The sequence below is a fragment of the Paracoccus salsus genome, from assembly GCF_021556615.1.
GTDB classification, from domain to species: domain Bacteria; phylum Pseudomonadota; class Alphaproteobacteria; order Rhodobacterales; family Rhodobacteraceae; genus Paracoccus; species Paracoccus salsus.
On the sequence record NZ_JAKGGD010000002.1, the window covers coordinates 147,309 to 170,387 of the forward strand.

General features: G+C 66.2%; 25 protein-coding genes. 16 read left to right on the top strand and 9 right to left on the bottom strand.

Features of this window, described 5'->3' with window-relative positions; all coding sequences use genetic code 11:
- Window positions 1-416: 416 nt before the first annotated feature.
- The 5 genes from rlmJ to L1965_RS04040 all read left to right on the top strand — a co-directional run bounded on the left by rlmJ (window position 417) and on the right by L1965_RS04040 (window position 5,435).
- Window positions 417-1,196, top strand: a complete 780-nt coding sequence (rlmJ, locus tag L1965_RS04020) for a 23S rRNA (adenine(2030)-N(6))-methyltransferase RlmJ (protein ID WP_235755127.1) — start codon at window positions 417-419, stop codon at window positions 1,194-1,196.
- Between the two features lie 84 nt (window positions 1,197-1,280).
- Window positions 1,281-1,574 (top strand): FtsB family cell division protein, encoded by a 294-nt coding sequence (locus L1965_RS04025; RefSeq protein ID WP_235755128.1) that lies wholly within the window; start codon window positions 1,281-1,283, stop codon window positions 1,572-1,574.
- A gap of 118 nt (window positions 1,575-1,692) precedes the next feature.
- A complete protein-coding gene (gene pdhA / locus L1965_RS04030; protein WP_235755129.1) occupies window positions 1,693-2,727 on the top strand; it encodes a pyruvate dehydrogenase (acetyl-transferring) E1 component subunit alpha in 1,035 nt (344 codons plus the stop codon).
- Window positions 2,728-2,744: 17 nt separating this feature from the next.
- A complete protein-coding gene (locus L1965_RS04035) occupies window positions 2,745-4,112 on the top strand; it encodes a pyruvate dehydrogenase complex E1 component subunit beta (RefSeq protein ID WP_235755130.1) in 1,368 nt (455 codons plus the stop codon).
- A 12-nt stretch (window positions 4,113-4,124) separates the two neighbouring features.
- Window positions 4,125-5,435 (top strand): pyruvate dehydrogenase complex dihydrolipoamide acetyltransferase, encoded by a 1,311-nt coding sequence (locus L1965_RS04040; protein WP_235755131.1) that lies wholly within the window; start codon window positions 4,125-4,127, stop codon window positions 5,433-5,435.
- A 138-nt stretch (window positions 5,436-5,573) separates the two neighbouring features.
- On the opposite strand, the gene L1965_RS04045 is transcribed toward L1965_RS04040, so the two are convergent.
- The 8 genes from L1965_RS04045 to L1965_RS04080 form a co-directional block, all read right to left on the bottom strand.
- Window positions 5,574-6,092: a type 1 glutamine amidotransferase domain-containing protein gene (locus L1965_RS04045; RefSeq protein WP_235755132.1), complete on the bottom strand. Its 519-nt coding sequence runs from the start codon at window positions 6,090-6,092 to the stop codon at window positions 5,574-5,576.
- A 65-nt stretch (window positions 6,093-6,157) separates the two neighbouring features.
- On the bottom strand, window positions 6,158-9,214 hold the full coding sequence (locus L1965_RS04050) for an efflux RND transporter permease subunit (protein WP_235755133.1): 3,057 nt from the start codon (window positions 9,212-9,214) through the stop codon (window positions 6,158-6,160).
- The gene (locus L1965_RS04055; RefSeq protein ID WP_235755134.1) at window positions 9,211-10,461 is read right to left on the bottom strand and encodes an efflux RND transporter periplasmic adaptor subunit; all 1,251 of its coding nucleotides are present in this window, start codon (window positions 10,459-10,461) and stop codon (window positions 9,211-9,213) included. Before L1965_RS04055 ends, L1965_RS04050 begins: the two co-directional genes overlap by 4 nt.
- 198 nt (window positions 10,462-10,659) lie before the next feature.
- Window positions 10,660-11,430, bottom strand: a complete 771-nt coding sequence (locus L1965_RS04060; RefSeq protein ID WP_235755135.1) for a division plane positioning ATPase MipZ — start codon at window positions 11,428-11,430, stop codon at window positions 10,660-10,662.
- Window positions 11,431-11,528: 98 nt separating this feature from the next.
- A complete protein-coding gene (locus L1965_RS04065; protein WP_235755136.1) occupies window positions 11,529-12,437 on the bottom strand; it encodes a DMT family transporter in 909 nt (302 codons plus the stop codon).
- Window positions 12,438-12,467: 30 nt separating this feature from the next.
- Window positions 12,468-13,412: a DMT family transporter gene (locus L1965_RS04070; protein ID WP_235755137.1), complete on the bottom strand. Its 945-nt coding sequence runs from the start codon at window positions 13,410-13,412 to the stop codon at window positions 12,468-12,470.
- Window positions 13,409-13,984, bottom strand: coding sequence for a peroxidase-related enzyme (locus L1965_RS04075; RefSeq protein ID WP_235755138.1), 576 nt, complete (start codon window positions 13,982-13,984; stop codon window positions 13,409-13,411). The genes L1965_RS04070 and L1965_RS04075 overlap by 4 nt, the downstream gene beginning before the upstream one ends.
- A 148-nt stretch (window positions 13,985-14,132) precedes the next feature.
- Entirely contained in the window at window positions 14,133-14,999 is an 867-nt protein-coding gene (locus L1965_RS04080; RefSeq protein ID WP_235755139.1) for a LysR family transcriptional regulator, read from the bottom strand.
- Window positions 15,000-15,094: 95 nt separating this feature from the next.
- Between L1965_RS04080 and L1965_RS04085 the strand changes: the two genes are divergently transcribed.
- The 9 genes from L1965_RS04085 (at window position 15,095) to rpmE (ending at window position 20,264) form a co-directional block, all read left to right on the top strand.
- Window positions 15,095-15,682 carry an FMN-dependent NADH-azoreductase gene (locus L1965_RS04085; protein WP_235755140.1) on the top strand — a complete coding sequence of 196 codons (588 nt, stop codon included), beginning with the start codon at window positions 15,095-15,097 and terminating at the stop codon, window positions 15,680-15,682.
- A 176-nt stretch (window positions 15,683-15,858) separates the two neighbouring features.
- Window positions 15,859-17,355: a signal recognition particle protein gene (ffh, locus tag L1965_RS04090; RefSeq protein WP_235755141.1), complete on the top strand. Its 1,497-nt coding sequence runs from the start codon at window positions 15,859-15,861 to the stop codon at window positions 17,353-17,355.
- Between the two features lie 2 nt (window positions 17,356-17,357).
- Window positions 17,358-17,522: a hypothetical protein gene (locus L1965_RS04095; protein WP_235755142.1), complete on the top strand. Its 165-nt coding sequence runs from the start codon at window positions 17,358-17,360 to the stop codon at window positions 17,520-17,522.
- Window positions 17,519-17,815, top strand: coding sequence for a chorismate mutase (locus L1965_RS04100; protein WP_235755143.1), 297 nt, complete (start codon window positions 17,519-17,521; stop codon window positions 17,813-17,815). The genes L1965_RS04095 and L1965_RS04100 overlap by 4 nt, the downstream gene beginning before the upstream one ends.
- A gap of 44 nt (window positions 17,816-17,859) precedes the next feature.
- Window positions 17,860-18,222 (top strand): 30S ribosomal protein S16, encoded by a 363-nt coding sequence (rpsP, locus tag L1965_RS04105; protein WP_235755144.1) that lies wholly within the window; start codon window positions 17,860-17,862, stop codon window positions 18,220-18,222.
- A 59-nt stretch (window positions 18,223-18,281) separates the two neighbouring features.
- The gene (gene rimM, locus L1965_RS04110; RefSeq protein WP_235755145.1) at window positions 18,282-18,779 is read left to right on the top strand and encodes a ribosome maturation factor RimM; all 498 of its coding nucleotides are present in this window, start codon (window positions 18,282-18,284) and stop codon (window positions 18,777-18,779) included.
- A complete protein-coding gene (gene trmD, locus L1965_RS04115) occupies window positions 18,776-19,648 on the top strand; it encodes a tRNA (guanosine(37)-N1)-methyltransferase TrmD (protein ID WP_235755146.1) in 873 nt (290 codons plus the stop codon). The genes rimM and trmD overlap by 4 nt, the downstream gene beginning before the upstream one ends.
- A complete protein-coding gene (gene rplS / locus L1965_RS04120; RefSeq protein WP_235755147.1) occupies window positions 19,645-20,028 on the top strand; it encodes a 50S ribosomal protein L19 in 384 nt (127 codons plus the stop codon). The genes trmD and rplS overlap by 4 nt, the downstream gene beginning before the upstream one ends.
- 14 nt (window positions 20,029-20,042) lie before the next feature.
- A complete protein-coding gene (gene rpmE, locus L1965_RS04125; RefSeq protein ID WP_235755148.1) occupies window positions 20,043-20,264 on the top strand; it encodes a 50S ribosomal protein L31 in 222 nt (73 codons plus the stop codon).
- Window positions 20,265-20,544: 280 nt separating this feature from the next.
- Here the strand turns inward: rpmE and L1965_RS04130 are convergent, their stop codons facing one another.
- Window positions 20,545-20,736, bottom strand: a complete 192-nt coding sequence (locus tag L1965_RS04130; protein WP_277882935.1) for a substrate-binding domain-containing protein — start codon at window positions 20,734-20,736, stop codon at window positions 20,545-20,547.
- Window positions 20,737-20,906: 170 nt separating this feature from the next.
- Here L1965_RS04130 and L1965_RS16105 point away from each other — a divergent pair, with 170 nt between their 5' ends.
- The gene (locus tag L1965_RS16105) at window positions 20,907-22,007 is read left to right on the top strand and encodes a TRAP transporter small permease subunit (RefSeq protein ID WP_338421464.1); all 1,101 of its coding nucleotides are present in this window, start codon (window positions 20,907-20,909) and stop codon (window positions 22,005-22,007) included.
- Window positions 22,000-23,028 (top strand): YeiH family protein, encoded by a 1,029-nt coding sequence (locus L1965_RS04145; protein WP_235755150.1) that lies wholly within the window; start codon window positions 22,000-22,002, stop codon window positions 23,026-23,028. The genes L1965_RS16105 and L1965_RS04145 overlap by 8 nt, the downstream gene beginning before the upstream one ends.
- The last annotated feature ends 51 nt before the right edge of the window (window positions 23,029-23,079 follow it).

Here is a 23,079-nt window from a genome sequence, read left to right on the forward strand (position 1 = left end):
TTTCCCGCCCCGCTCCTCCTCCCTGGGGCCGGGACTGGCGGCATCCTCCCCTCCTCCTCCCCGGAGGATGCCGCTCAAAAACACGCGACCGGGCCTTTCTCCTCCCCAGGCCCCGATCGTGCAGGCGGCGACCCCCTCCTCCTCCCCGGGGTCGCCGCAACATATAGCCGCCTCATCTGCGGCAACCCGATGCGACGGACCTTCTCCTCCTCCCATGGTCCTTCGCTGGCGGTGTGGGCCTCTCCTCCTCCCGGGCCCGACATCGCACCCCCTACGCGGCCCTCCCTCCTCCCTGGGCCAGCGTTGAGCGGCGGCGCCCCTTCCTCCTCCCTGGGCGCCGCCGCGACCCATCCAGGTCCACCACCCGCTGCGCCGATGCCCCTTCCGATCGCGGGCGAACGGCGCTATGGCGTCCCATGCTCAGTTATCAGCACGCCTATCACGCGGGAAACCTGGCCGATCTGCACAAGCACGCCCTGCTGGCGGCCGCGCTTGACTACATGACGCGCAAGGCCAAACCGCTGAGCTATCTGGAAACGCATGCCGGGCGCGGTCTCTACAGGCTGGATTCGGAAGAGTCCCGCAAGACCGGCGAGGCGACTGCCGGCATCCTGCGCGCCGAGGCCCAGGGCTGGCTGCCCGCCGATCACCCGCTTTGCCGCGCCCTCGCCCGGATTCGCATGCGCCATGGCGCGACGGCCTATCCCGGATCGCCGCTGATCGCGGAATATTTCCTGCGCCCGGGCGACCGCGCCGATCTTGCCGAACTTCATCCCGCCGAATACGCGGCGCTGTCCGATGTTGCGGGGTTTGCGACGACATATCCGCGCGACGGGTTCCAGATGGCGCAGGCGCTTTGTCCGCCGACGCCAAGGCGCGGGATGCTGCTGATCGACCCCAGCTACGAGGTCAAGGAAGACTACGCGGCCATCCCCCGCCAGATCGGCCAGATCGCGCGGAAATGGAATGTTGGTGTCATTGCACTGTGGTATCCGATCCTCGCCGACAAGCGGCACGATCCGATGCTTGAGACGCTGATGAAGGCCCATCCCGATGCGCTGCGCTCGGAGGTCGGTTTCGCGCCTGCCAGGCCGGGCCATGCGATGACCGGCTCGGGAATGTGGGTCCTGAACCCGCCATTCGGTCTTGCCGGCGAGGCGGCGCGGCTGGCCGCGATCTTTTGCGCCCATGAGTGAGAAGGACGGGGATTCCCCCGCCGCTCGGGCTGTGGCATGATCGCGGCCACATCGGGCAGGACAGCACAGGCTAGGCGACCGGGAATGTCACAACGTCTTTCGATCAGCGCGACGATCTTCTTTGTGCTGACGCTTGCGCTCGGGCTGTATTTTGCATTCGCGGCCGTGCAGGGGCCGTCAGGCATCCTGCGCCGCATCCAGATCGAATCCGAGACCACCGAGCTTGTCGCCGAACGCGACCGCCTGCGGGCCGAAGTGGACCGGATGCAGAACCTGACCCGCCGTCTGTCCGACGAATATCTGGATCTGGATCTGCTGGACGAGCGGGCGCGAGACGTCCTCGGAGTGGTCCGCGCCGACGAGATTTTCCTGCGCTGACAACCCGCCTGGCCGCGGCGCGGGCGGCCCGGTTTCGCGCATTGCACCCCCCGAGGCGATGCGCTACGGATAGTTTAACGCTGAACTATTCCGACCAGGCATCCAGGAGGACACCCGCATGGCCAGGAAACCCGCCGCCGCAAAGGAGGCACCTTCGAACAGCTCGAAGGACGAGTTGCTTCAATATTACCGCGACATGCTGCTGATCCGCCGGTTCGAGGAAAAGGCCGGCCAGCTTTACGGCATGGGCCTGATCGGCGGCTTCTGCCACCTGTATATCGGGCAGGAAGCGGTCGTCGTCGGGCTTGAGGCCGCGGCCAAGGAAGGCGACAAGCGCATCACCAGCTATCGCGACCACGGCCATATGCTTGCCTGCGGCATGGACCCCAAGGGCGTCATGGCCGAACTGACCGGCCGCGAGGGCGGGTATTCCAAGGGCAAGGGCGGCAGCATGCACATGTTCAGCCGCGAAAAGCATTTCTACGGCGGCCACGGCATTGTCGCCGCTCAGGTGCCTCTGGGTGCGGGACTGGCCTTTGCCGACAAGTATCTGGGCAACGACAACGTCACCTTCACCTATTTCGGTGACGGCGCCGCCAACCAGGGCCAGGTCTACGAGACCTACAACATGGCCGAGCTTTGGGACCTTCCGGTCGTGTTCGTGATCGAGAACAACCAGTATGCGATGGGCACCTCGATGAAGCGCTCGACCAAGTCCACGTCGCTGTTCGGACGCGGCGAGGCTTTCGGTATCCCGGGCGAACAGGTCGATGGCATGGACGTGCTGGCCGTGAAGGCCGCGGGCGAAAAGGCGGTCACGCACTGCCGCGCGGGCAAGGGTCCCTATATCCTCGAAGTGATGACCTATCGCTATCGCGGCCACTCGATGTCCGACCCGGCAAAATACCGCACCCGCGAAGAGGTGCAGAAGATGCGCGACGAGCGCGACCCGATCGAGCATGTCCGCGACTTGCTGCTTCAGGGCAAGCATGCCAGCGAGGACGACCTGAAGGCGATCGACAAGGAGATCAAGGAAGTCGTCAACGAGTCCGCCGAATTCGCCAAGGAAAGCCCGGAGCCGGCGCTGGACGAATTGTGGACCGACATCTATGCCGCAGAACTGCCCCAGGGCAGCGCTGAAGAAAACGCCTGAGGGAGGGTGAGCAAGACATGGCTACCGAAATCCTGATGCCCGCCCTGTCGCCGACCATGGAGGAAGGCACGCTGGCGAAATGGCTGAAGAAGGAAGGCGACGAGGTCAAATCCGGCGACATCCTGGCCGAGATCGAGACCGACAAGGCCACGATGGAATTCGAGGCGGTTGACGAAGGCATCCTCGGCAAGATCCTGATCCAGGAAGGCACGGAGGGCGTGAAGGTCAACACCCCGATCGCGGTGATGGTCGAGGAAGGCGAAAGCGCGGACGATATCGAGGTGTCGAAATCCGAAGCCAAGCCCGCCGAGGCGAAAGCCGAGGAAGCGCCCTCGAAATCCGCCGTCGAAGAGGTCAAGGCGCCCGAACCCGACCGCAGCCCGGACTGGCCGGAAGGCACCAAGATGAAGACCATGACCGTGCGCGAGGCATTGCGCGAGGCCATGGAAGAGGAGATGACCCGCGACGACACCGTCTTCCTGATGGGCGAGGAAGTCGGGGAATACCAGGGCGCCTACAAGATCAGCCAGGGCCTGCTGGACAAGTTCGGCGCGCGCCGCGTGGTGGACACGCCAATCAGCGAAATGGGCTTTGCCGGCATCGGCACCGGCGCCGCGCTGGCCGGGTTGCGTCCGATCGTCGAGTTCATGACCTTCAACTTCGCCATGCAGGCGATCGACCACATCATCAACTCTGCCGCCAAGACGCTTTACATGTCGGGCGGTCAGATGGGCTGCCCGATCGTGTTCCGCGGCCCGAACGGCGCCGCCGCCCGCGTGGCCGCCCAGCACAGCCAGGACTATTCCGCCTGGTACGCGCAGATCCCGGGCCTGAAGGTGGTCATCCCCTACAGCGCCGCCGATGCGAAAGGGCTGCTGAAACAGGCGATCCGCGATGCCAACCCGGTGATCTTCCTCGAGAACGAGATCCTCTACGGGCGCAGCTTCGAGGTGCCGGACCTTAAGGACTTCACCATCCCCTTCGGCAAGGCGCGCATCGCGCGGCCCGGCAAGGACGTGACCATCGTCAGCTTCGGCATCGGCATGGCGCATTCGCTGGAAGCCGCCGACAAGCTGGCCGAAGAGGGTATCGATGCCGAGGTGATCGACCTGCGGACCCTGCGGCCGCTGGACTATGGCACGATCATCGAATCGGTCAAGAAGACCAATCGTTGCGTGACGGTCGAAGAAGGCTTTCCGGTCGCCTCGATCGGCAATCACATCTCGGCCCATATCATGGAAAACGCCTTCGACTATCTCGACGCACCGGTGATCAACTGCACCGGGAAGGACGTTCCCATGCCCTATGCCGCCAACCTCGAGAAACATGCCCTCATCACCCCGGCCGAAGTCGTCGAGGCGGTGAAGAAAGTCACCTACAAGTAAGGGGAACGCGAGATGCCGACAGAAATCCTGATGCCCGCGCTGTCTCCGACGATGGAGGAAGGCACGCTGGCCAAGTGGTTGGTGAAAGAGGGTGACGAGGTCAAATCCGGCGACATCCTGGCCGAGATCGAAACCGACAAGGCCACGATGGAGTTCGAGGCCGTTGACGAGGGCAAGATCGGCAAGATCCTTGTCGAGGAAGGCAGCGCGGGCGTGAAGGTGAACACGCCCATCGCCGTCCTGCTGGAAGAGGGCGAGTCGGCCGACGATATCGGTGACACCGCGTCTGACGCCGCCAGCAAGCCCGCCGCACCCGACGCCGACGCAGAAGCCCCGAAAGAGGCCCCGAAAGAAGCCGAGGCCACATCCACCAAGGCCCCGCCCGCGCCCGTCTCGGACAAGGGCGATCGCATCTTCGCCTCGCCTCTGGCCCGCCGGATCGCCGCCGAAAAGGGCCTCGATCTGGCCGCCATCAAGGGCTCTGGCCCGCACGGACGGATCGTGAAGGCGGATGTCGAGGGCGCCAAGCCGGGCGCCGCCCCGGCCAAGGCCGACGCCCCCAGGGCGGCACCCGCCGCAGCCGAAGCCCCGAAGGCCGCATCCGCCGATGCCGTCGCCCGCATCTATGCCGATCGCGAGACAGAAGAAGTGCAACTGGACGGCATGCGGCGCACCATCGCCGCACGTCTCAGCGAAGCCAAGCAGACGATCCCGCATTTCTACCTGCGCCGCTCCGCGAAGCTTGACGAACTGATGAAGTTGCGCGCGACGCTGAACAAGCAGCTCGAAGCCCGAGGCGTGAAGCTGTCGGTCAACGACTTTGTCATCAAGGCCTGCGCCCTGGCGCTTCAGCAGGTGCCGGATGCCAACGCCGTCTGGGCTGGCGACCGGATCATCAAGCTGAAGCCATCGGATGTGGCCGTCGCTGTCGCCGTCGAAGGCGGTCTCTTCACGCCGGTTCTGAAGGACGCCGAAATGAAGACCCTTTCGAAGCTGTCGTCCGAGATGAAGGACCTGGCCGGGCGCGCCAAGAACAAGAAACTCGCGCCCCACGAATACCAGGGTGGCAGCTTCGCAATCAGCAACCTGGGCATGTTCGGGATCGAGAATTTCGACGCGGTCATCAACCCGCCGCACGGGGCGATCCTTGCGGTCGGCGCGGGCATCAAGACGCCCGTGGTCGAGGGCGACGAGGTGGTGATCCGCAACGTGATGTCGATGACCCTCTCGGTCGATCACCGGGTGATCGACGGCGCGCTCGGTGCACAGGTTCTGGAGGCGATCGTGTCGCATCTAGAAAATCCGATGGGCATGCTGGCCTGATCCTGTCGGACCAAACGAACCGGCACACACCGAACAGGGGGCCCGTCGTCGCGGGCCCCTTTTTGCGTCTTCGGTCCGGACATATCCCGCAGGGGGTCCGGGGGACGCGAAGTCCCCCGGCGATCGCGGGACGCAATATCAGGCGACCGCCTTCTTGATTGCCTCGACGAAATCATCGAGGTCACCGGGATTGCGGCTGGTAATCACCCCGCGATCCACCACCACGCTTTCATCGACCACGTCCGCGCCGGCATTGCCGATATCGGTGCGGATCGAGACATAGCTGGTCATCCTGCGGCCCTTTGCCAGCCCGGCTTCGATCAGCAACCACGGCGCGTGGCAGATCGCGGCAATCGGCCTGGCGGCCGAGGCAAAATCGCGGATCAGGCCGATGGCCTTTTCGTCATGGCGCAGCGTGTCCGGATTGATGACACCGCCCGGCAGCACCAGGGCGTCATAATCGCTGGCCACGGCATCGCCGATGCTCACGCCGGCCTTGACCGACCTGCCCCAATCGGCCCTGTCCCAGGCGCGAACCTCGCCGACGAGCGGTGCCGCGATCTCGACCTCGTGGCCGGCGGCCTCGAGTTTTTCCAAGGGCACCAGCAACTCGGATTGTTCGTAACCGTCAGACGCCATGATCAATATCCTGGCCATGAGGGCCTCCTTTCAGGTCTGCGTTCGCCGACCCAATGCGGCGCGATGGGTCGGGGTTCCTCGGGCTATTCCGCCGGCAGCTTGCGGGCGCTGTTCAGCCCGACCCTGCGGCCGATCCAGCCAAAGACCCGGCTCTGCGACCCGTGCACGACCGAAAACAGAGAGGGCACGAACAGCAGCGACAGCACGGTCGACAGCAGCAGCCCCCCGATCACGGCAATCGCCATCGGCGCGCGGAATTCGCCGCCCTCGCCCACGGCCAGCGCCGACGGGACCATTCCCGCGCTCATCGCGATGGTGGTCATCACGATCGGGCGCGCACGCTTGTGGACGGCATCCAGGATCGCCTCGCGCTTGGGCGTGCCCGCCGCCATCGAGGTCAGCGCGAACTCGACCAGCATGATCGAGTTCTTGGTCACGATCCCCATCAGCATCAGAAACCCGATCACCACCGCCATGCTGATCGAATTGCCGGTGACGAACAGCGCCAGGATCGCGCCTCCGATCGCCAGCGGAAGCGACAGCAGGATCGTGACCGGGGTCACGAAATTGTGGAACAGCAGCACCAGGACGACATAGACCAGCATGATCCCGGCCCCCATGGCGGTGCCGAACGCGCCGAACACCTCGCCCATGATCTCGGCATCGCCCGCGGCCTGGATGCGCGTGCCGGGCGGCATCTCGATCCGGCCCTGCAATTCGGTCACCTCCGCGCTGACGGGACCAAGCAGTGCGCCATCCGCGAGATTGGCGCTGACCGTCGTCTGATACTGTCGGTCATAGCGTCCGATCTCGGTCGCGCCGGCCGACAGCCTGACATCGGCTACCGTCGCCAGCGGTATCTGCCCGGACGAGCTGGGCACCCGCAGGTTCTGGACCTGCATCAGATCGCTGCGCGCCGCTTCGTTCAGCCGCACGACGACGGGCAGCTGCTCATCGCCGGTGTTGAACTTGGCCAGATTCGCCTCGGTATCGCCCAGTGTCGCCACGCGCAGGGTCGTCGCGATCGCGCTGGCGGTCACGCCAAGCTGGGCCGCGATCTCGGGCTTGGGGCGGATCTGGATTTCAGGACGCTGCAGGCTGGCCGACGAGCTCACGCCCTCCAGCGAGGGCAGCCTTGCCATCTCGGCCACAAGCCGTTGCGCGGCCAGCGCCGCGCCTTTCTCGGTCTGGCCCAGGACGCTGATGGTCAGGTCGTTCTGACCGTTCTCGTTCTGGAAATTGATCCGCAGGTCCGGTGTCGCGGACAGCCGCTCCTTAAGCTCGGCCTCAAGCGCGAACTGCGACCGCTCGCGCGTGTCCTTTTTCCCGTAATTGATCATCACCCGTGCCGTGGTTACGTCCGATCCATCACCGTAGGCAAAGACCGACTGCACCTCGGGGACCTCCTTGATCTGCCGGGTCAGGCGGCGGGACGCGTCCTCGGTTTCCGAGATGGTCGAGCCGGGCGGAAGCTCCACCTTGATCTGGCTGCGCCCGACATCCGAGGCCGGGATGAATTCGGTCGGCAGCAGCGTGGCCGAATAGATCGAGGCCGCGAACACGCCGACCCCCGCCAGCAGGGTCAATCCGCGATGCCGCATGGTCCAGCGCAGCACCGAGATCAGCCCGCGCATCACCAGCCCGTCGCGCGCCGCCTCGTCATGGGCTGCGCCACGCATGAGATAGGCCGCCATCATCGGCGTGATGATCCGTGCCACCAGCAGCGAAAACAGAACCGATACCGCGACCGTCAGGCCGAACTGCTTGAAATACTGTCCCGGAATCCCGCCCATGAAACTGACCGGTGCGAACACCGCAACGATCGAGAAGCTGATCGCGATGACCGTCAGGCCGATCTCGTTGGCCGCTTCCTCGCTGGCTTCATAGGGGGGCGAGCCCATGCCGATATGGCGCACGATGTTCTCGATTTCCACGATGGCGTCATCGACCAGGATGCCGGTGACCAGCGTGATCCCGAGCAGGCTGATGCCGTTCAGCGTGAACCCCAGCCAGTGCATGACGAAGAAGGTCGGGATGATGGACAATGGCAGCGCCACCGCCGCGATCAGCGTGGCGCGCCAGTTGCGCAGGAACAGGAAGACCACGATCACCGCCAGCGCCGCGCCTTCGTAAAGCGTTTCCATCGCGCTGTGATAGCTGGCGGCGGTATAGGTCGTGCTGTCGTCGATCAGGGTGATCCGCGTGTCAGGATAGCGCTGGCGAAGCTCTTCCAGCTTTTCCTTGGTGGCGTCGCCCGCCCCCAGGTCGGATTCACCCGATCCGCGATAGACGCCGAAAGCCACCACCGGCTGCGCGTCCAGCAGCGCGAAGACGCGTTCGTCGCTGGCCCCGTCGGACACCGCGCCAAGCTGGTCAAGGCGGATCGTGCGGCCGTTGCCGATGGCGATCGGGGTCGCTGCCAGCTGCGCCACCGTGTCGGCGGCCCCCAGCGTGCGGATCGAATACTCGGTGCCGGCCAGATCGCCACGGCCGCCGCCCATGTCGATGTTCTTGGCGCGCAGCTGGTCGGACACTCCGGCCGCCGTCGTCCCATGCGCCAGCAGCCGGTCGGGGTCCAGATCGACCCGGATCTGGCGTTCCGCGCCGCCGATCCGGGTGGTCTTGGCGACTCCGTCGACATTCGACAACTCCCGCCCGATGACGTCATCGACGAATTTCGACAATCCCTCGATGGACTGGGTCGGATCGCTGACCGCATAGGTCAGGATCGGAAAGCCGGTCACGTCGACGCGCTGGACGATCGGCTCGCTGATGCTTTCGGGCAATTCTGCGCGCACGTTCGAGACCGCGTCCTTGATGTCGTTGACGGCCCGGTCGCTGTCGGTTTCAAGCTGGAACTCGACGGTGATGCTGGCGCTGCTGTCGGTCGCCGTCGAAGTGATGTGGCGCACACCGGTGACCGAGGCGATGCTGTCCTCGACCGGCTGAATCACCTGGCCGATCAGCTCGGAGGGCGCCGCGCCGGGCTGGCTGATCGAGACGCTGACGATCGGCAGGTCGATATTCGGCATCGCCGTGACCGGCAGCCGCGAGAAACTGAACAACCCGACCACCAGCAGGACAAGGAACAGCGCGATCGGCGGAACCGGATGCCGGATCGACCAGGTGGACATGTTCATGGCTGGCCAGTCCCGTCGGCGTTCCGGTCCACGCTGGCGGTTTCGTTCGGGGCTGCGTTGCGGTCCAGCGCACCCGCTGGCTGGCCATCTGTCGGCGCAGGGCTGACCGCGCGCACCTGGTCGCCATCGCGAAAGAACGCTCCCGACCGCGCCATGACGATCTCGCCGTCGGCCAGGCCATCGACGATCTCGCGCCGGTCCTGCCACAGAAGACCGGCCTTGACCTTGCGACTGCCGACACGGCCCTCGCGGACAACCTGGACGCGGTCGCCCGAGGCATCCGACAGCACCGCCGAGGCCGGCACCGTGACCGCGTCGCGGCGGGCGGTTATGACCCAACCGCTTGCGAAAGTGCCGATCCGCAGGCCCGGCCGGGGCTGCAAGGCGATCCGCATCAGTCCCAGACGGGTGACCGGATCGACCGAGGCGGGCACAAGCCGGACCTCGCCCTCGACCTGACCCAGGCCGGCGACGGTCATTTCGGCTGGATCGCCCACCGAAACATCGCCAAGCGCCGTTTCGATCACCTCTGCCTCCATCTCGATCGCGCCATCGGCGATCAGCGTGAACAGCGGTTCCACCGACCCTCCGGACAATGCGCCAAGTTCGGCGTTGCGTGCCACGACGATCCCCGCCACGGGCGCGACGATGCGCGCACGGTCCATGTTCAGCCGGGCGATCCGCCGCGCCGCGTCGGCCTGTGCCAACGCGGCCTGAGCCACCGCGAGACCGTCAACCGCCGACGCGGCGGCTGCGCGCGCACTGGCCTCGGCCGCGACCGCCTGATCCAGCGCCGCCTGCGAGGCGTTTCCACCCTGCTGCAGCCGCCGCGCCCGCTCCAGCGCCGTCACGGCCTGCGTCAGCGACGCCTGGGCGCTCTCGATATTGCTGCGGGCCTGTCCGACGCCGGCCTCGGCGCGCTGGTATTCGGCCTCGGCCTGGGCCAGCTGCGCGGACAGCGTCTCGGTGGCAAGCTGCGCCAGCACCGCACCCTTTGCGACGACATCCCCGGTTTCCGCGTCGATCCGCCTGATTTCGAGCCCGGTGACCTGCGGGAAGACCAGAACCTGCTGCCGGGCGACCAGGGTTCCCGACACCGGCACGCGCGCCTGCACCGGCGTGATCGCGGCAGCCGCCACGGTGACCGATGGCACCGTGCGTTCGGCCGTCGCGCCCTGAACCTCGTCGGCTGCGACGGGCGCAGCCAGCAGCAAGGCGGTCAACAGGCTGATGAACACATGTCGCATCGGAACTTTCTCTGGCCTGCACGGGCCGTGCCAGATAATCCGGCTCGCCCGCATCCCGTCAATGTCGAACGCCACGAGATGCGCCGCGCTGTCACCCGAACGTGACCGGAATGGGCAAGCGATGCCGGACCGCTGGCCTTCCGCGCAGTTAAGCAGTTCGCTTTGGATTTTCCAGAGGCACAGGGTCGCACGAACCCGTCAGAAGCTGACCGTCACGCCCGGCAGGTTCAGTTCGCTTACCAGTTCGCGCAATTCCTGCCGCGCCGCGACATTCGACATCGACAGCTGTTCGGTGCCGATATCCTTCAGATCCAGAAGCGTCAGACCGCGAGGAAACAGCTCGCGGAAGATCACCCGCTCCGAGAAACCCGGCGCGACCCGGAACCCGATCCGTTTGGACAGCGTCGTCAGCGCGCCGCCGACCTTGCGCTTGTTGTGCATGGCCTGCGTGCCCAGCCGGTTGCGGATCACCAGCCAGTCGATCGGGCCCGCCCCGGCCTCGGCCCGCATCTGCCGCGCGGCCCAGACCATCTCGGCATAGATCGACGGACCCAGCACCTTGCCCTCGGGCGACATCCGCGCGAGCAGGTCGAAATCGATGAAACTGTCGTTCATCGGCGTGACCAGCGTGTCGGCCACGCTATGGGCCATCTGGCTCAGCTGCGTGTGCGATCCGGGACAGTCCAGCAGGATGAAATCGCAGTTGGCCTCCAGTTCGGCCAGCGCGGCGCTCAGCGGATCGCTGCCCTTCCCGAGATGGGCGATGACCGGCATCGGAAGGTCCAGTCCCGCGCGCGCGGCAAACGCGGCGCGGTTCTCGAGATAGCGCCCGAAGCTGCGCTGGCGCACATCCAGATCCAGCCCGCCGACACGATGGCCCATCCGGGCCAGCGCGGTGGTCAGGTGCATCGAGGTCGTGGACTTGCCCGAGCCGCCCTTCTCATTGCCCACAACGATGATATGCGCCAATGCCTGCCCCTTGCACGTCCTGCCTGGCCGGGACCCTAGCGAGGCCGTGAGGCGAAGAAAAGCAGGCCAGCGCAAAGAAGCGCGCAAGTTGTGCCGGCCTAGCGATCCACCTGCAACAGTAGCGCCAGCGCGGCCAGCGTCGCGACGATTCCGGGCAGCACGATCGCCCCGGGCAGGGCCTGTCCCAGCAGGGCTTCGAGGGCGATCACCCAGACCGGGGTCAGATAGGTATAGGCCATCACCTTCGCCGCCGGCAGCCGCAACGAGGCGAACTGCACCAGAACGAAGGTCACCGCGCTGGCGAAGACCGCGATATAGATCAGCGTGATCCAGACGATCGCCGGCAGATGCGCCCAATCGGTCGCCCGGATCGCAGGCGCTCCCCACAACATCAGCAAGACCGCGCCGGCGACAAGCGTGCCGAAGGTGAAGATCAGCGGGCTTTCGCCGCGATTGAGCTTGCGGACCATCGGGATATACAGCGCATGGGCGGCGCAACCCGCCAGATAGATCAGCTCGCCGCGCCCGATCTGCAGCCGCGCCATCGCCACCAGATCGCCGCGAAAGATCACCCACAGCGCCCCGGCGGCCCCCAGCATCAGCGCCGCGGCGATCTGCCCGGTCATCCGCTGCCGCATCAGCAGCCAGCCGAAGCCCGCCGCCATCAGCGGCGTCAGCGTGAAGACAGCCGCGGCCGATACGGGCGCAGCGGTCTTCAGCCCCTCGAACATCAGCACGAAGTAGCTGGCGAAGACCCCGCCCAGCAAAAGATAGCGCCAGGGCGCGCGGAACATCGCCGCGGGGATACCCCTTCCTGCCAGGGCCACGCCTCCGATCACGCCGGACGCAATCACGAAGCGCGCCGCACTGATCGCGGCCGGATCGATCAGGTTCGCGGCGCGCGATCCCAGCGAGAACGATCCCGCGACCAGCCCCGAAAACAGCAGCATCGCGGCATGGCCGCGCAGCGCCTCGTGCCGCTCGATCCGCGTGCCCGCCACGGTCATCGCGCCATCCGCGTCATCGCGCCATCCGCGTCATCGGGCGGCCCGCAACAGCCGGCCGTCGATCAGCGCCAGCCCGGCCGCGATCAGTGCCATGCCCAGAAGAGGTGCCAGCCCCAGCGTTTCGCCCAGGAACATCCAGCCCAGCAGGATCGCCGAAACCGGCACAAGAAAGGTGACCAGCGAGATATTCGTCGCGCCGGACCGGCCCAGCACGCGGAAATAAAGAACATAGGCCAGCCCGGTGCAGACCACGCCCAGCACGATCACAGCCTGCCAGACATGCGTCGGGACATCGGTGCCCGGGATTCCGTCCATGGCCAGAGCCAGCGGCACCAGCACGACGCTGGACCCGCTGACCATGCCCGCCGCCGTCACCACCGGGTCAACGCCCATGCGCTGGAACCTGCGCCCGAACGTGTTGGCAAAGGCATAGGAAATCGCTGCGCCCAGTATCGCCAGCTGCGGCCAGATCGCGTGCCCCAACCCGGCCAGCGTGTCCAGCCCGATCATCACGGCGACCCCGCCAAGGCCCAGGGCCACGCCGGTCAGCTTGCGCAGGCTGGCCCGTTCGTCGCTGAGCAGGGCGGCAGTGACCAGAACCGTCCACAGCGGCGTGGTCGCGTTCAGGATCGAGGCCAGGCCCGCCGGAATCGCGGTCTGTGCCCAGACGATCAGCCCGAATGGAATGGCGTTGTTCAGCATCCCCATGCCCAGAAAGGCCAGCCATACCGATGGCATGCGCGGCACCGCCCGCCCGGTCGCGGCGACGATCACCCACAGGACAAGCGCCGCGATCGACACCCTTGCCGCCACGATGGTCAGCACCGGAAGCCCGGTGACGGCGATCGCGATCAGGAAGAACGACCCACCCCACAACAGCGACAGCAGCACGAGCTGCGCCCAGTCGCCCGCCTCCATCCGGGCCGCGATGGTTGACGCCGGGCCCGGCGCAAGCGGCGACCGGGCCGGCTTCACGCACGTCCCAGCAGGTAGAACTCGTCGTTTGGTCGGATATCTCCGGCGTTCACGAGTCGGTTGGACATGCCAAAGAACGCGGCGATCGCGCCGATGTCCCAGACCTCGTCCGGCGTGAAGCCGGCCTTGTGCAGCGCGTCGTGATCGCTGTCGTCGATCTGCTGGGCGTTCAGCGCGACTTTCTCGGCATAGGCCAGCATGGCCCGTTCCCGCCCCGACAGATCGGCCTTGCGCCAGTTCACCGCCACCTGATCCGCGATCAGCGGGTTGCGGGCCCGGATGCGCAGGATCGCGCCATGCGCCACGACGCAATACTGGCACTGGTTCAGGCCGCTGGTGGCGACCACGATCAATTCGCGTTCGGCCTTGGACAGCCCCGCGTCCTTGTCCATCAGCGCATCGTGATAGGCGAAGAAGGCGCGGAACTCGGCCGGCCGGTGCGCCAGCGCCAGAAAGACATTCGGAACGAAACCCGACTTTTCGGCCACCGCCTCGATGGCCTGACGGATATCGTCGGGCAGAGAGGCGAGGTCGGGAACCGGAAAGCGGCTGATCGGATGGGTGTCTGTCATGGAATCCTCCTTGAGCAACATTCTGGTGCAAGCCGCCGGCTGATGGAAGCCGCCGAACGACCGCAACATGGCATCCGCGCGGCCATCGCGGGCGCCCGCATCGGGCGACACATTCCGCCCGTGTGGCGCAAGGGCGCGCCTTGATGGGTCACAGGGCGCGCGTGTCGCTCCCGCGCAGCGCCGCCAGCGCCGCCTGCACCTTGGGCGTGCGGTGCAGATCGACATGGGTCACCAGCCACAGCCGCGAATCCCATTCGGGCAGGCACATCACCTCGACCAGCCCCTTGGCCCGGTCGGGCGCCAGCATTCCGATCGCCAGCCCGGCCCGGATCACCGCTTCGCGCGCCTCGGGGTCATTGCTGATCATCACCAGATTGGCCGCTGGAACCCGCTCGGTCAGCCAGCGCATCACCGGCGATCCCTTCGCCTCTGGTCCGGGCAGCGCGAACAGATGCGCCGCGATGTCGGTGACCGGACCGTGCGCGTCCAGATAGGCCCGCGCCGCGAACAGTGATTGCCGTGCCGTGCCCATCGGGCGGATCACATAGTCCGGCTCGGTCGGCCGTGCGCCGGCTCGGATCGCCACATGCGCCTCGCCCGCGTCCAGCCGGAACAGGCGGGCATCGGTGACGTAGCGCAGCCGCAGCCCCGGATGAAGGCGCATCAGGCCGATCAGCGCTGGCATGACCATGCCCGCAAACTGCGGCAGCGAGGTGATGACCAGATCGCCCTCGATCCGATCGCCCGCTCCGGCGATCTGCGCGGCCATCTGCGCGAATCGTTCATCGGCCTCGGTCGCCGCCTTCAGCAGCGCATGGCCGGCATCGGTCAGGGCGTAGCCGCGCGGGTGGCGCTGGAAAAGGCGGCTTTGCAACTGCGCCTCCAGCGCGTCGATCCGGCGGATCACCGTCGCGTGGTGGACGCCCAGTGCCTCGGCCGCCGCGCTGACGGTGCCGGTTCGTGCGACCGCAAGCGCCACCCGTATATCGTCCCAGTTGCCGACCATAATGTGCATCCCCGCACAGACCATGCGCGTTTATCGCCCTTTCGTTCACAATTGCAAAGTCATAGATGCGACCGTGACGAACACCCCCGCAAAGGACGAACGAGATGAACATTCTTCATATCGACAGCGCAATTACCGGCGAGGCATCGGTCTCGCGCAAGCTGACCGCCGATATCGTGGCCAAGCTGGTCGCGGCCAACCCCGACGCCGCCCTGACCTATCGCGATCTGAACGAAGGCGTGCCGGCCATCGACACCGACTGGTTCCACGCCGTCCGGATGGCGCCCGAGAATCCGTCCCCCGCCCAACAGGAACTGATCGCCACCTCCGACGCCTATCTGGCCGAGGTGCAGGACGCCGATGTGCTGGTGATCGGCTCTCCGATCTATAACTTCACCCTGTCCGCGCAACTCAAGAACTGGCTGGACCAGATCGCCCGCGCAGGTATCAGCTTTCGCTACACTGAAAACGGTCCCCAGGGCCTGCTGAAGGGCAAGCGCGCGATCATCGCGTATTCCTCGGCGGGCACGCCGATCGGCTCTGACCTGGACTTCGCGTCGGGCTATCTGCGCCACATTCTGGGCTTCCTCGGCATCACCGATGTGACCTTCGTGGCCGCCGACCGCCTGGCGATGGACCGCGAGGCGGGGCTTGCCCGCGCGCAGGAAGCGCTGGACAGCATCGCCGCCTGAGCCGCCCTGTCGCCACGGCGAACGGCCTGCGTTGACTCGCGGGCCGTTTTTGCCTATCCCGGCATCGAATTCCCGGAAGGACGTCCCTTCCGGTCCCCGCATGGTGCGGGGATCGCCCCCCGTCAGCGCGTTGCGCCCACGGGGGCAAGACTGTTTTGGACCGCAGGAGGCCCGCGATGTTCGAGAACCTGTCAGACCGGCTTGGCGGCGTCTTCGACCGGCTGACCAAGCAGGGTGCGCTGTCCGAGGATGACGTCGCCGCCGCCATGCGCGAGGTGCGGGTCGCGTTGCTGGAGGCCGATGTCTCGCTTCCGGTCGCACGCAGCTTCGTCAAGTCGATCACGCAGAAAGCCACAGGCGCGGCGGTCACCAAATCGGTGACGCCGGGCCAGCAGGTCGTCAAGATCGTCCATGACGAACTGATCAAGGTCCTGCAGGGCGAGGAAGAGCCCGAGGCGCTTCGCATCGACAACCCGCCTGCCCCGATTCTGATGGTCGGCCTGCAAGGCTCGGGCAAGACCACCACCACAGCAAAGCTGGCCAAGCGCCTGAAGGATCGTGAAAAGAAGCGCGTGCTGATGGCGTCGCTGGACACCAACCGCCCGGCCGCGATGGAGCAGCTGGCGATCCTGGGCCAGCAGATCGGCGTCGATACGCTGCCGATCGTGCCGGGTCAGACCGCGACCCAGATCGCACAGCGGGCGAAACAGCAGGCCGGGCTTGGCGGCTATGACGTCTATATGCTGGACACCGCCGGCCGTCTGCATATCGACCAGGTGCTGATGGATGAGGTGCAGGCGGTCCGCGACATCGCCAACCCGCGCGAGATCCTGCTGGTCGTCGACGGCCTGACCGGTCAGGACGCGGTGAACGTGGCCACCGAATTCGACGGCAAGGTCGGGGTTACTGGCGTCGTGCTGACCCGGATGGACGGCGACGGGCGCGGCGGCGCGGCGCTGTCGATGCGCGCCGTCACCGGCAAGCCGATCCGCTTCGTCGGCCTGGGCGAAAAGATGGATGCGCTGGAGGCCTTTGACGCGCAGCGCATCGCGGGCCGCATCCTCGGCATGGGCGATATCGTCGCGCTGGTCGAAAAGGCGCAGGAAGTGCTGGAGGTCGAGCAGGCCGAACGCATGATGAAGCGGTTCCAGAAGGGTCTGTTCAACATGAACGACCTGAAGGGTCAGCTGGAACAGATGCAGAAGATGGGCGGCATGCAGTCGATCATGGGGATGATGCCCGGCATGCAGAAGATGGCCAAGCAGGTCGAGGCCGCCGGCATGGACGACTCCGCCATCCGCCGCCAGGTCGCGCTCATCAACTCGATGACCAAGAAGGAACGCGCCAACCCCGCCATTCTTCAGGCGAGCCGCAAGAAACGCATCGCAACCGGCGCCGGTCTGGATGTCGCCGAGCTGAACCGTCTGCTGAAGATGCAGCGACAGATGGCTGACACGATGAAGAAGCTTGGCAAGATGGGCAAGGGTGGCATGCTGAAACAGGCGATGCGCGCGATGACGGGAAAGGGCGGCGGGCTGCCCGACATGGGCGATGTCGATCCCGCCAAGATGGCCGAGGCCACCAAGATGCTGCAGGATCCGAGGGGGCTGGGCGGCGATCTGGGCAAGGCCGGCCTGCCCGGCGGCCTTTCGGGTCTGTTCGGCAAGAAGTGACCATGACGGCGCCCGCTTTTCTTCAACCGCGCACCCTCGTGCTGTCCTCCCCGCTTCTGGCGCTGCGCGCGCCCGAGGCGGGTGATCTGGACAGCCATGCGGCTTTCCTTGCCGGCGCTGTGGCGCGCGATATCGATTCCGTCCCGATCATGCCGGTGCCGGCATGACCGATCCTGCAGCCCGTGCGGCGGAACTGCTGAGGGAACACCGCGCCAGCATCGACCGGCTGGACGCGATCCTTGTCTATACGCTGGCCGAAAGGTTCAAGCACACCCAATCCGTCGGCCGCCTCAAGGCCGACCACGACCTTCCTCCGTCCGATCCCGCCCGCGAGGCGCAACAGATCGAGCGGCTGGAACGCCTCGCGCGCGAGGCCGACCTCGACCCGGAATTCGCGCGCAAATTCCTCACCTTCGTGATCGCCGAAGTGATCCGGCATCACGAAACCTTCCAATCGTAAGGCGACACTGTCGCCAGACCCGCCATTTCAAAGGAGAAACCCAAATGGCCATGAAGATCCGTCTTGCCCGTGGTGGTTCGAAGAAGCGCCCCCATTATGCCATCGTCGCCACCGATTCGCGCATGCCGCGCGACGGCCGCTTCCTCGAGAAGCTGGGCACCTACAACCCGCTTCTTCCCAAGGATTCGGAAGATCGCGTGAAGATGGACATCGAACGCGTCCAGCACTGGCTGAGCCAGGGCGCGCAGCCGACCGACCGTGTCGCCCGCTTCATGGAAGCCGCCGGCGTGCGTGACAAGGCCGAGCGCAAGAACATGAAGAAGGCCGAACCCGGCGCCAAGGCCACGAAGCGCGCCGCGGAAAAAGCCGCAAAAGCCGCCGCCCCTGCCGAAGAGGCCGCCGAATAGGCACGAACAACCGGCCGGCGGGTCGTTCCGCCGGCCACGGTCGCATCGGGGGGGGGGCCATGAACACGGATCGTATCTGCGTCGGCGCGATCGCCGGGGCCTTCGGGGTCCAGGGCGAGGTGCGACTGAAAAGCTTTTGCAGCGAACCCGCCGATATCGCGGGATATGGCCCGCTGACAACCGAAGACGGCACGCGCAGCTTCACCATCCGGCTGACGCGGCCCGTCACCGGCGGCCTTGGCGCGCGGCTGTCCGGCGTCTCGACGCGGGACGACGCCGAGGCCTTGAAGGGCACTACCCTTTGGGCGCCCCGCGCGGCGCTGCCATCCCTGCCTGATGACGAGTTCTATCACGCCGACCTGATCGGGCTCGAGGTCGTGGATACCGGCGGACAGGTGCTGGGCCGCGTCCGCGCCATCTACGATCACGGAGCCGGCGACATTCTGGAGGTCACGGGAAAGGATCTGCTGCTGCTGCCCTTTACCCGAGCCGTCGTGCCGACGGTCGATCTGGCAGCGCGCCGGATCGTCGCCGACCCGCCGGACAGCGACGAATGAGCGAGGCGCCGAAATCTCATGGACGGCTGGCGATCCGGCCCAGCCTGCGCCCGCGCGAGTTGATGGCCGAACCCCAGGTGCAGGGCGCCTGGACCGCGAATGTGGTGACCCTGTTTCCAGATGCGTTTCCCGGCATCCTCGGCCTGTCCCTGACCGGCAAGGCGCTGGCCGAGGGGCTGTGGAACCTGCGCACGGTCGCGTTGCGGGATTTCGGCATCGGCCGGCACCGCAATGTGGATGACACGCCCGCCGGCGGCGGTGCCGGCATGGTGATCCGCGCCGATGTGATGGATGCGGCGCTGCACGCGGCAGGGTCCGACCTGCCGGTCATCTACATGTCGCCGCGCGGCCGGCCGCTGACCCAGGCGCGCGCCCGGCAACTGGCCGAGGGTCCCGGCGCCACGCTGATCTGCGGCCGGTTCGAGGGCATCGACCAGCGCGTTCTGGACGCCCATGACATCGAGGAAATCAGCATCGGCGACTATGTCCTGACCGGCGGCGAAATCGCGGCTCAGGTCTTGATCGATGCGACGGTCCGGCTTATACCCCGCGTGCTGGGGAATCAGGACTCTCTGGCCGAGGAATCCTTTTCTGTCGGCAATCGGGGCCTGCTGGAAGCCCCCCAGTACACGAAGCCCGCCCGGTGGGAAGGCCGCGAGATCCCCGATATCCTGTTGTCGGGCAATCACGCGGCCATTGCCGCTTGGAGGGCGAAGGAAGCCGAAAGGCTGACCAAGGAACGCCGCCCCGACCTGTGGCGGGCATGGACCGAACCTTCGGACATGGACCCGGCAAAGGACCGACAGCTCTCGGGCGCATCAGACCAATCGCGGAATCACCGCGAGCATGACAAGGAAACGAAGCGATGAACTTGATCGCAGAACTCGAAGCCGAGCAGATCGCAGAGCTTGGCAAGACCATCCCGGACTTCAAGGCCGGCGACACGATCCGCGTCGGTTACAAGGTGACCGAGGGTGCACGGACCCGCGTCCAGAACTATGAAGGCGTGTGCATCGCGCGCAAGGGCGGCAGCGGCATCAGCGCCAGCTTCACCGTTCGCAAGATCAGCTTCGGTGAGGGTGTGGAACGAGTGTTCCCGCTTTACGCGACCAACATCGATTCGATCGAGGTCGTGCGTCGCGGCAAGGTTCGCCGCGCCAAGTTGTATTACCTGCGCGACCGCCGCGGCAAATCGGCCCGTATCGCCGAGAAGACAAACTATCGCCCCAAATCCGACGCGAAAGCCTGAGACGAGGTCACGAGATGAAAAAAGATATCCATCCCGACTATCACCTGATCGAAGTCAAGATGACGGACGGGACGCTCTACCAGACCCGCTCGACCTGGGGTTCGGAGGGCGATTCCATGTCGCTTGACATCGACCCGACCACGCACCCGGCCTGGACCGGCGGCTCTGCCCGCCTGATGGATGCCGGCGGCCGCGTGTCGAAGTTCAAGAACAAATACGCCGGCCTCGGCTTCTGATTCACCCCGGCCACGAAACGCGGAACGTCGCCCCCTGGGGCGGCGTTCTTTCGTTTCGAGAACCGCCAGAGAGCAGGGTCAGCCTTGCGGAACCGCCAGCCTGTTCGCTGGGGATTGTCGGTTTTCACGCGCCGTCGCGGCACGGCCCATGGAATGGGCGGGAAGCCGACCACAGGCATGGCGGCATGCTCGAAGCCCCGGGCCCGTCGAAGCCACGCTTTGTTGCCTGCCTGACGATATGCGGTCAGGCGGGTCGCGATGGCTCGCAAGCGGGCAGTCGCTATGGGTGCAAAGCAGTGCGGATCAGCGATCGCGCGATGAGGCAGCGCGCGGCCACACGGCCCATCTCGCGGTGGGGCACATGCATCGTGGCCAATTCCGGGTCAATCACCCATGCGATCTCGATATCGTCGAACCCCCTCACCGAGATATCGGACGGAGTCGCCAGCCCCATCGTCCGCGCCCTCGCCATCGCACAGACCCGCAGCAGAGACGTTCGACCGGCCGAGGCAGCAGATCCTCCAGCCAACCGGGGAACGCGATCAATCGCGTCGTGCAGGACCTGAACCGGGACGCCGCGGAGAGGGCGTCAATCGCCTTTCTCGTGATCCTGGCCGTGACGATGTTCATCAAGGTGCTGACATGGGACGCCCTGTCCTGCTCCTCGATCTGGGGGACGGGAGCGTCCGTTGTTCCCTCATGCATCTCGCCCGGATCGCCGCGGCGGCGACGATGCACGAGCGGGGTCACATCCGCATCGACGCGATCCTCCATTATCCGCGGCCGCGCATGAAGGCGCTGCTCTGCGTCTTCGGCGACCTGGTGATGTTCGCCGTGGCGGTGGTGGCGGTCGTCCACGCGATGGCGACCGTCCACGTCGCGTGGAAATTCGGCTCGGTGACCGACGGTCTGCGGATCAGCCGGGTCTGGTTCCTGATCGCGGTGCCAATCGGATTCAGCCTCGTGATCCTGCGCGCCGTCCAGTCCTTGGGCCGCGATCTTGCAGATCGTCGTGCGGGCCGCGCCGTCGGCGACGGCGCCATGCTGTTCGATCAAGGGGATCGATCACTGCAATGGAACCATCGCGACCAGACCGTCATCCTCGGCTGGGATTTCGACCGCTCGGTCCTTCTGTTCCTGTGCGCGCCGGCCTCGGACTGCGCGGCAGATCAGGTGCCGATGGTAGAAGGGGGGCACCGCGCGACAAGGGCTCTCGTCCATACCGGCGTCGAAACGCTTGACATGCGCGAGGTGTCCGATCCTCTGGCCGCCGATGGCGAGGCGATCGTGCAGATCGAAAGCGCAGGCATCACGATCACGGCGAACCCGCGCATGGTGCGGACCATGTCCGAACATGTGGACATGGACATGTCAGGCATCCTGCGCCTGGAAATGACCATCGACAGGGCCGACGACGCGCTGGTAGACCAGATCTGCTGCACCGAGAAGGGGCGTGTCACAGCCGCGACGCTGACCGGCGCGAACCCGAGTCGCGATGCGGGTTCCTTCTTCTCCGGCGAAGGCAATCCGCCCGGCACAGGTCAATGTCTCATTGCCCTCCGACCGGGCGAGGGTTTCTGCGAAAGGCTGGAGCCGCTCTTGAGCGCGATCGCCGAAACCCAGGGCGCGCGCCTTCCCGGCGCCCGGCGGGCAAAGCGGATCGCCGAGGCCACAACGCACGGCATCGCCGTCCCGACAATCTATATGGAAGAGGCACGGACCATGGCGGCAGGACATGACTGAAACCGTTCAATCCGCGCCCAGGCCTGGACCGCTGCAAAGGGCGAAACCGCTGCTGCCGGGCCTGCTGATCGTCTTCATCATCGCCTTTGCCAGCCGGTTCGTGGCCGAGCATTACGGTGCGCCCGCGATGCTCCTGGCCCTGCTTTCCGGCATCGCACTCAATTTCCTGTCCGCCGACGAGACCGCGCGCCCGGGGATCGAGTTCGGCGCCAGCACATTGCTCAGGATCGGCGTGGCGCTGCTCGGCGTCCGTATCAGCGCCGAGGTCGTCGGATCGCTTGGCTGGGGTGTCGTGGCGCTTGTCGTCGCCGGTGTGCTTGCGACAATCGGCTTTGGCCTCGCCGTGTCGCGGGTCTTCGGTTTCCGGTACCGCTTCGCGTTTCTGTCGGCGGGCGCGGTGGCGATCTGCGGCGCGTCGGCGGCCATGGCCATCGCCGCGATCCTGCCAAGGGACAAGCGGTCGGACGAACGACTCGTCTTCACGGTCGTCGGCGTCACGGTCATGTCGACGCTCGCCATGGTGATCTATCCGGTTATCGTTTCAAGCCTCGGATGGGGTGACCGGCAGGCCGGCATATTCATCGGCGCCACGATCCACGACGTGGCGCAGGTGGTGGGCGCGGGCTACTCGATTTCCGACGACGCGGGCGTGACGGCCACGATGGTCAAGCTGCTGCGCGTGCTGATGCTCGCCCCGATCGTCGTGGTCGCGGGCCTCATCATCCGCCTGCGCGTGACCGAGCCTGGTCTCTCCGGCAAGCGCCCGCCGCTGGTGCCGCTTTTCGTGGCGGGATTCGTGATCCTTGCCGTCCTCAATTCGCTCGGCCTGCTGCCCGCCTTCGTCACCGCGCCCGCCTCGGCGGCGTCCGGCTGGGCGCTTCTGGCGGCGATCGCGGCGGTCGGCCTGCGCACGGTGCCGCAGCGGATCCTGAATGTCGGCCTGCCGGCGGTCGGGCTGCTTGCGGCCGAAACCGCGTTCCTCGCCCTCTTCGTCGCGCTCGGTTTGATCGCTCCCGCCTGACCATCCGCGCACAAGACCGACCAGGAACGCCAGGATCCTCATCCCCGTCGC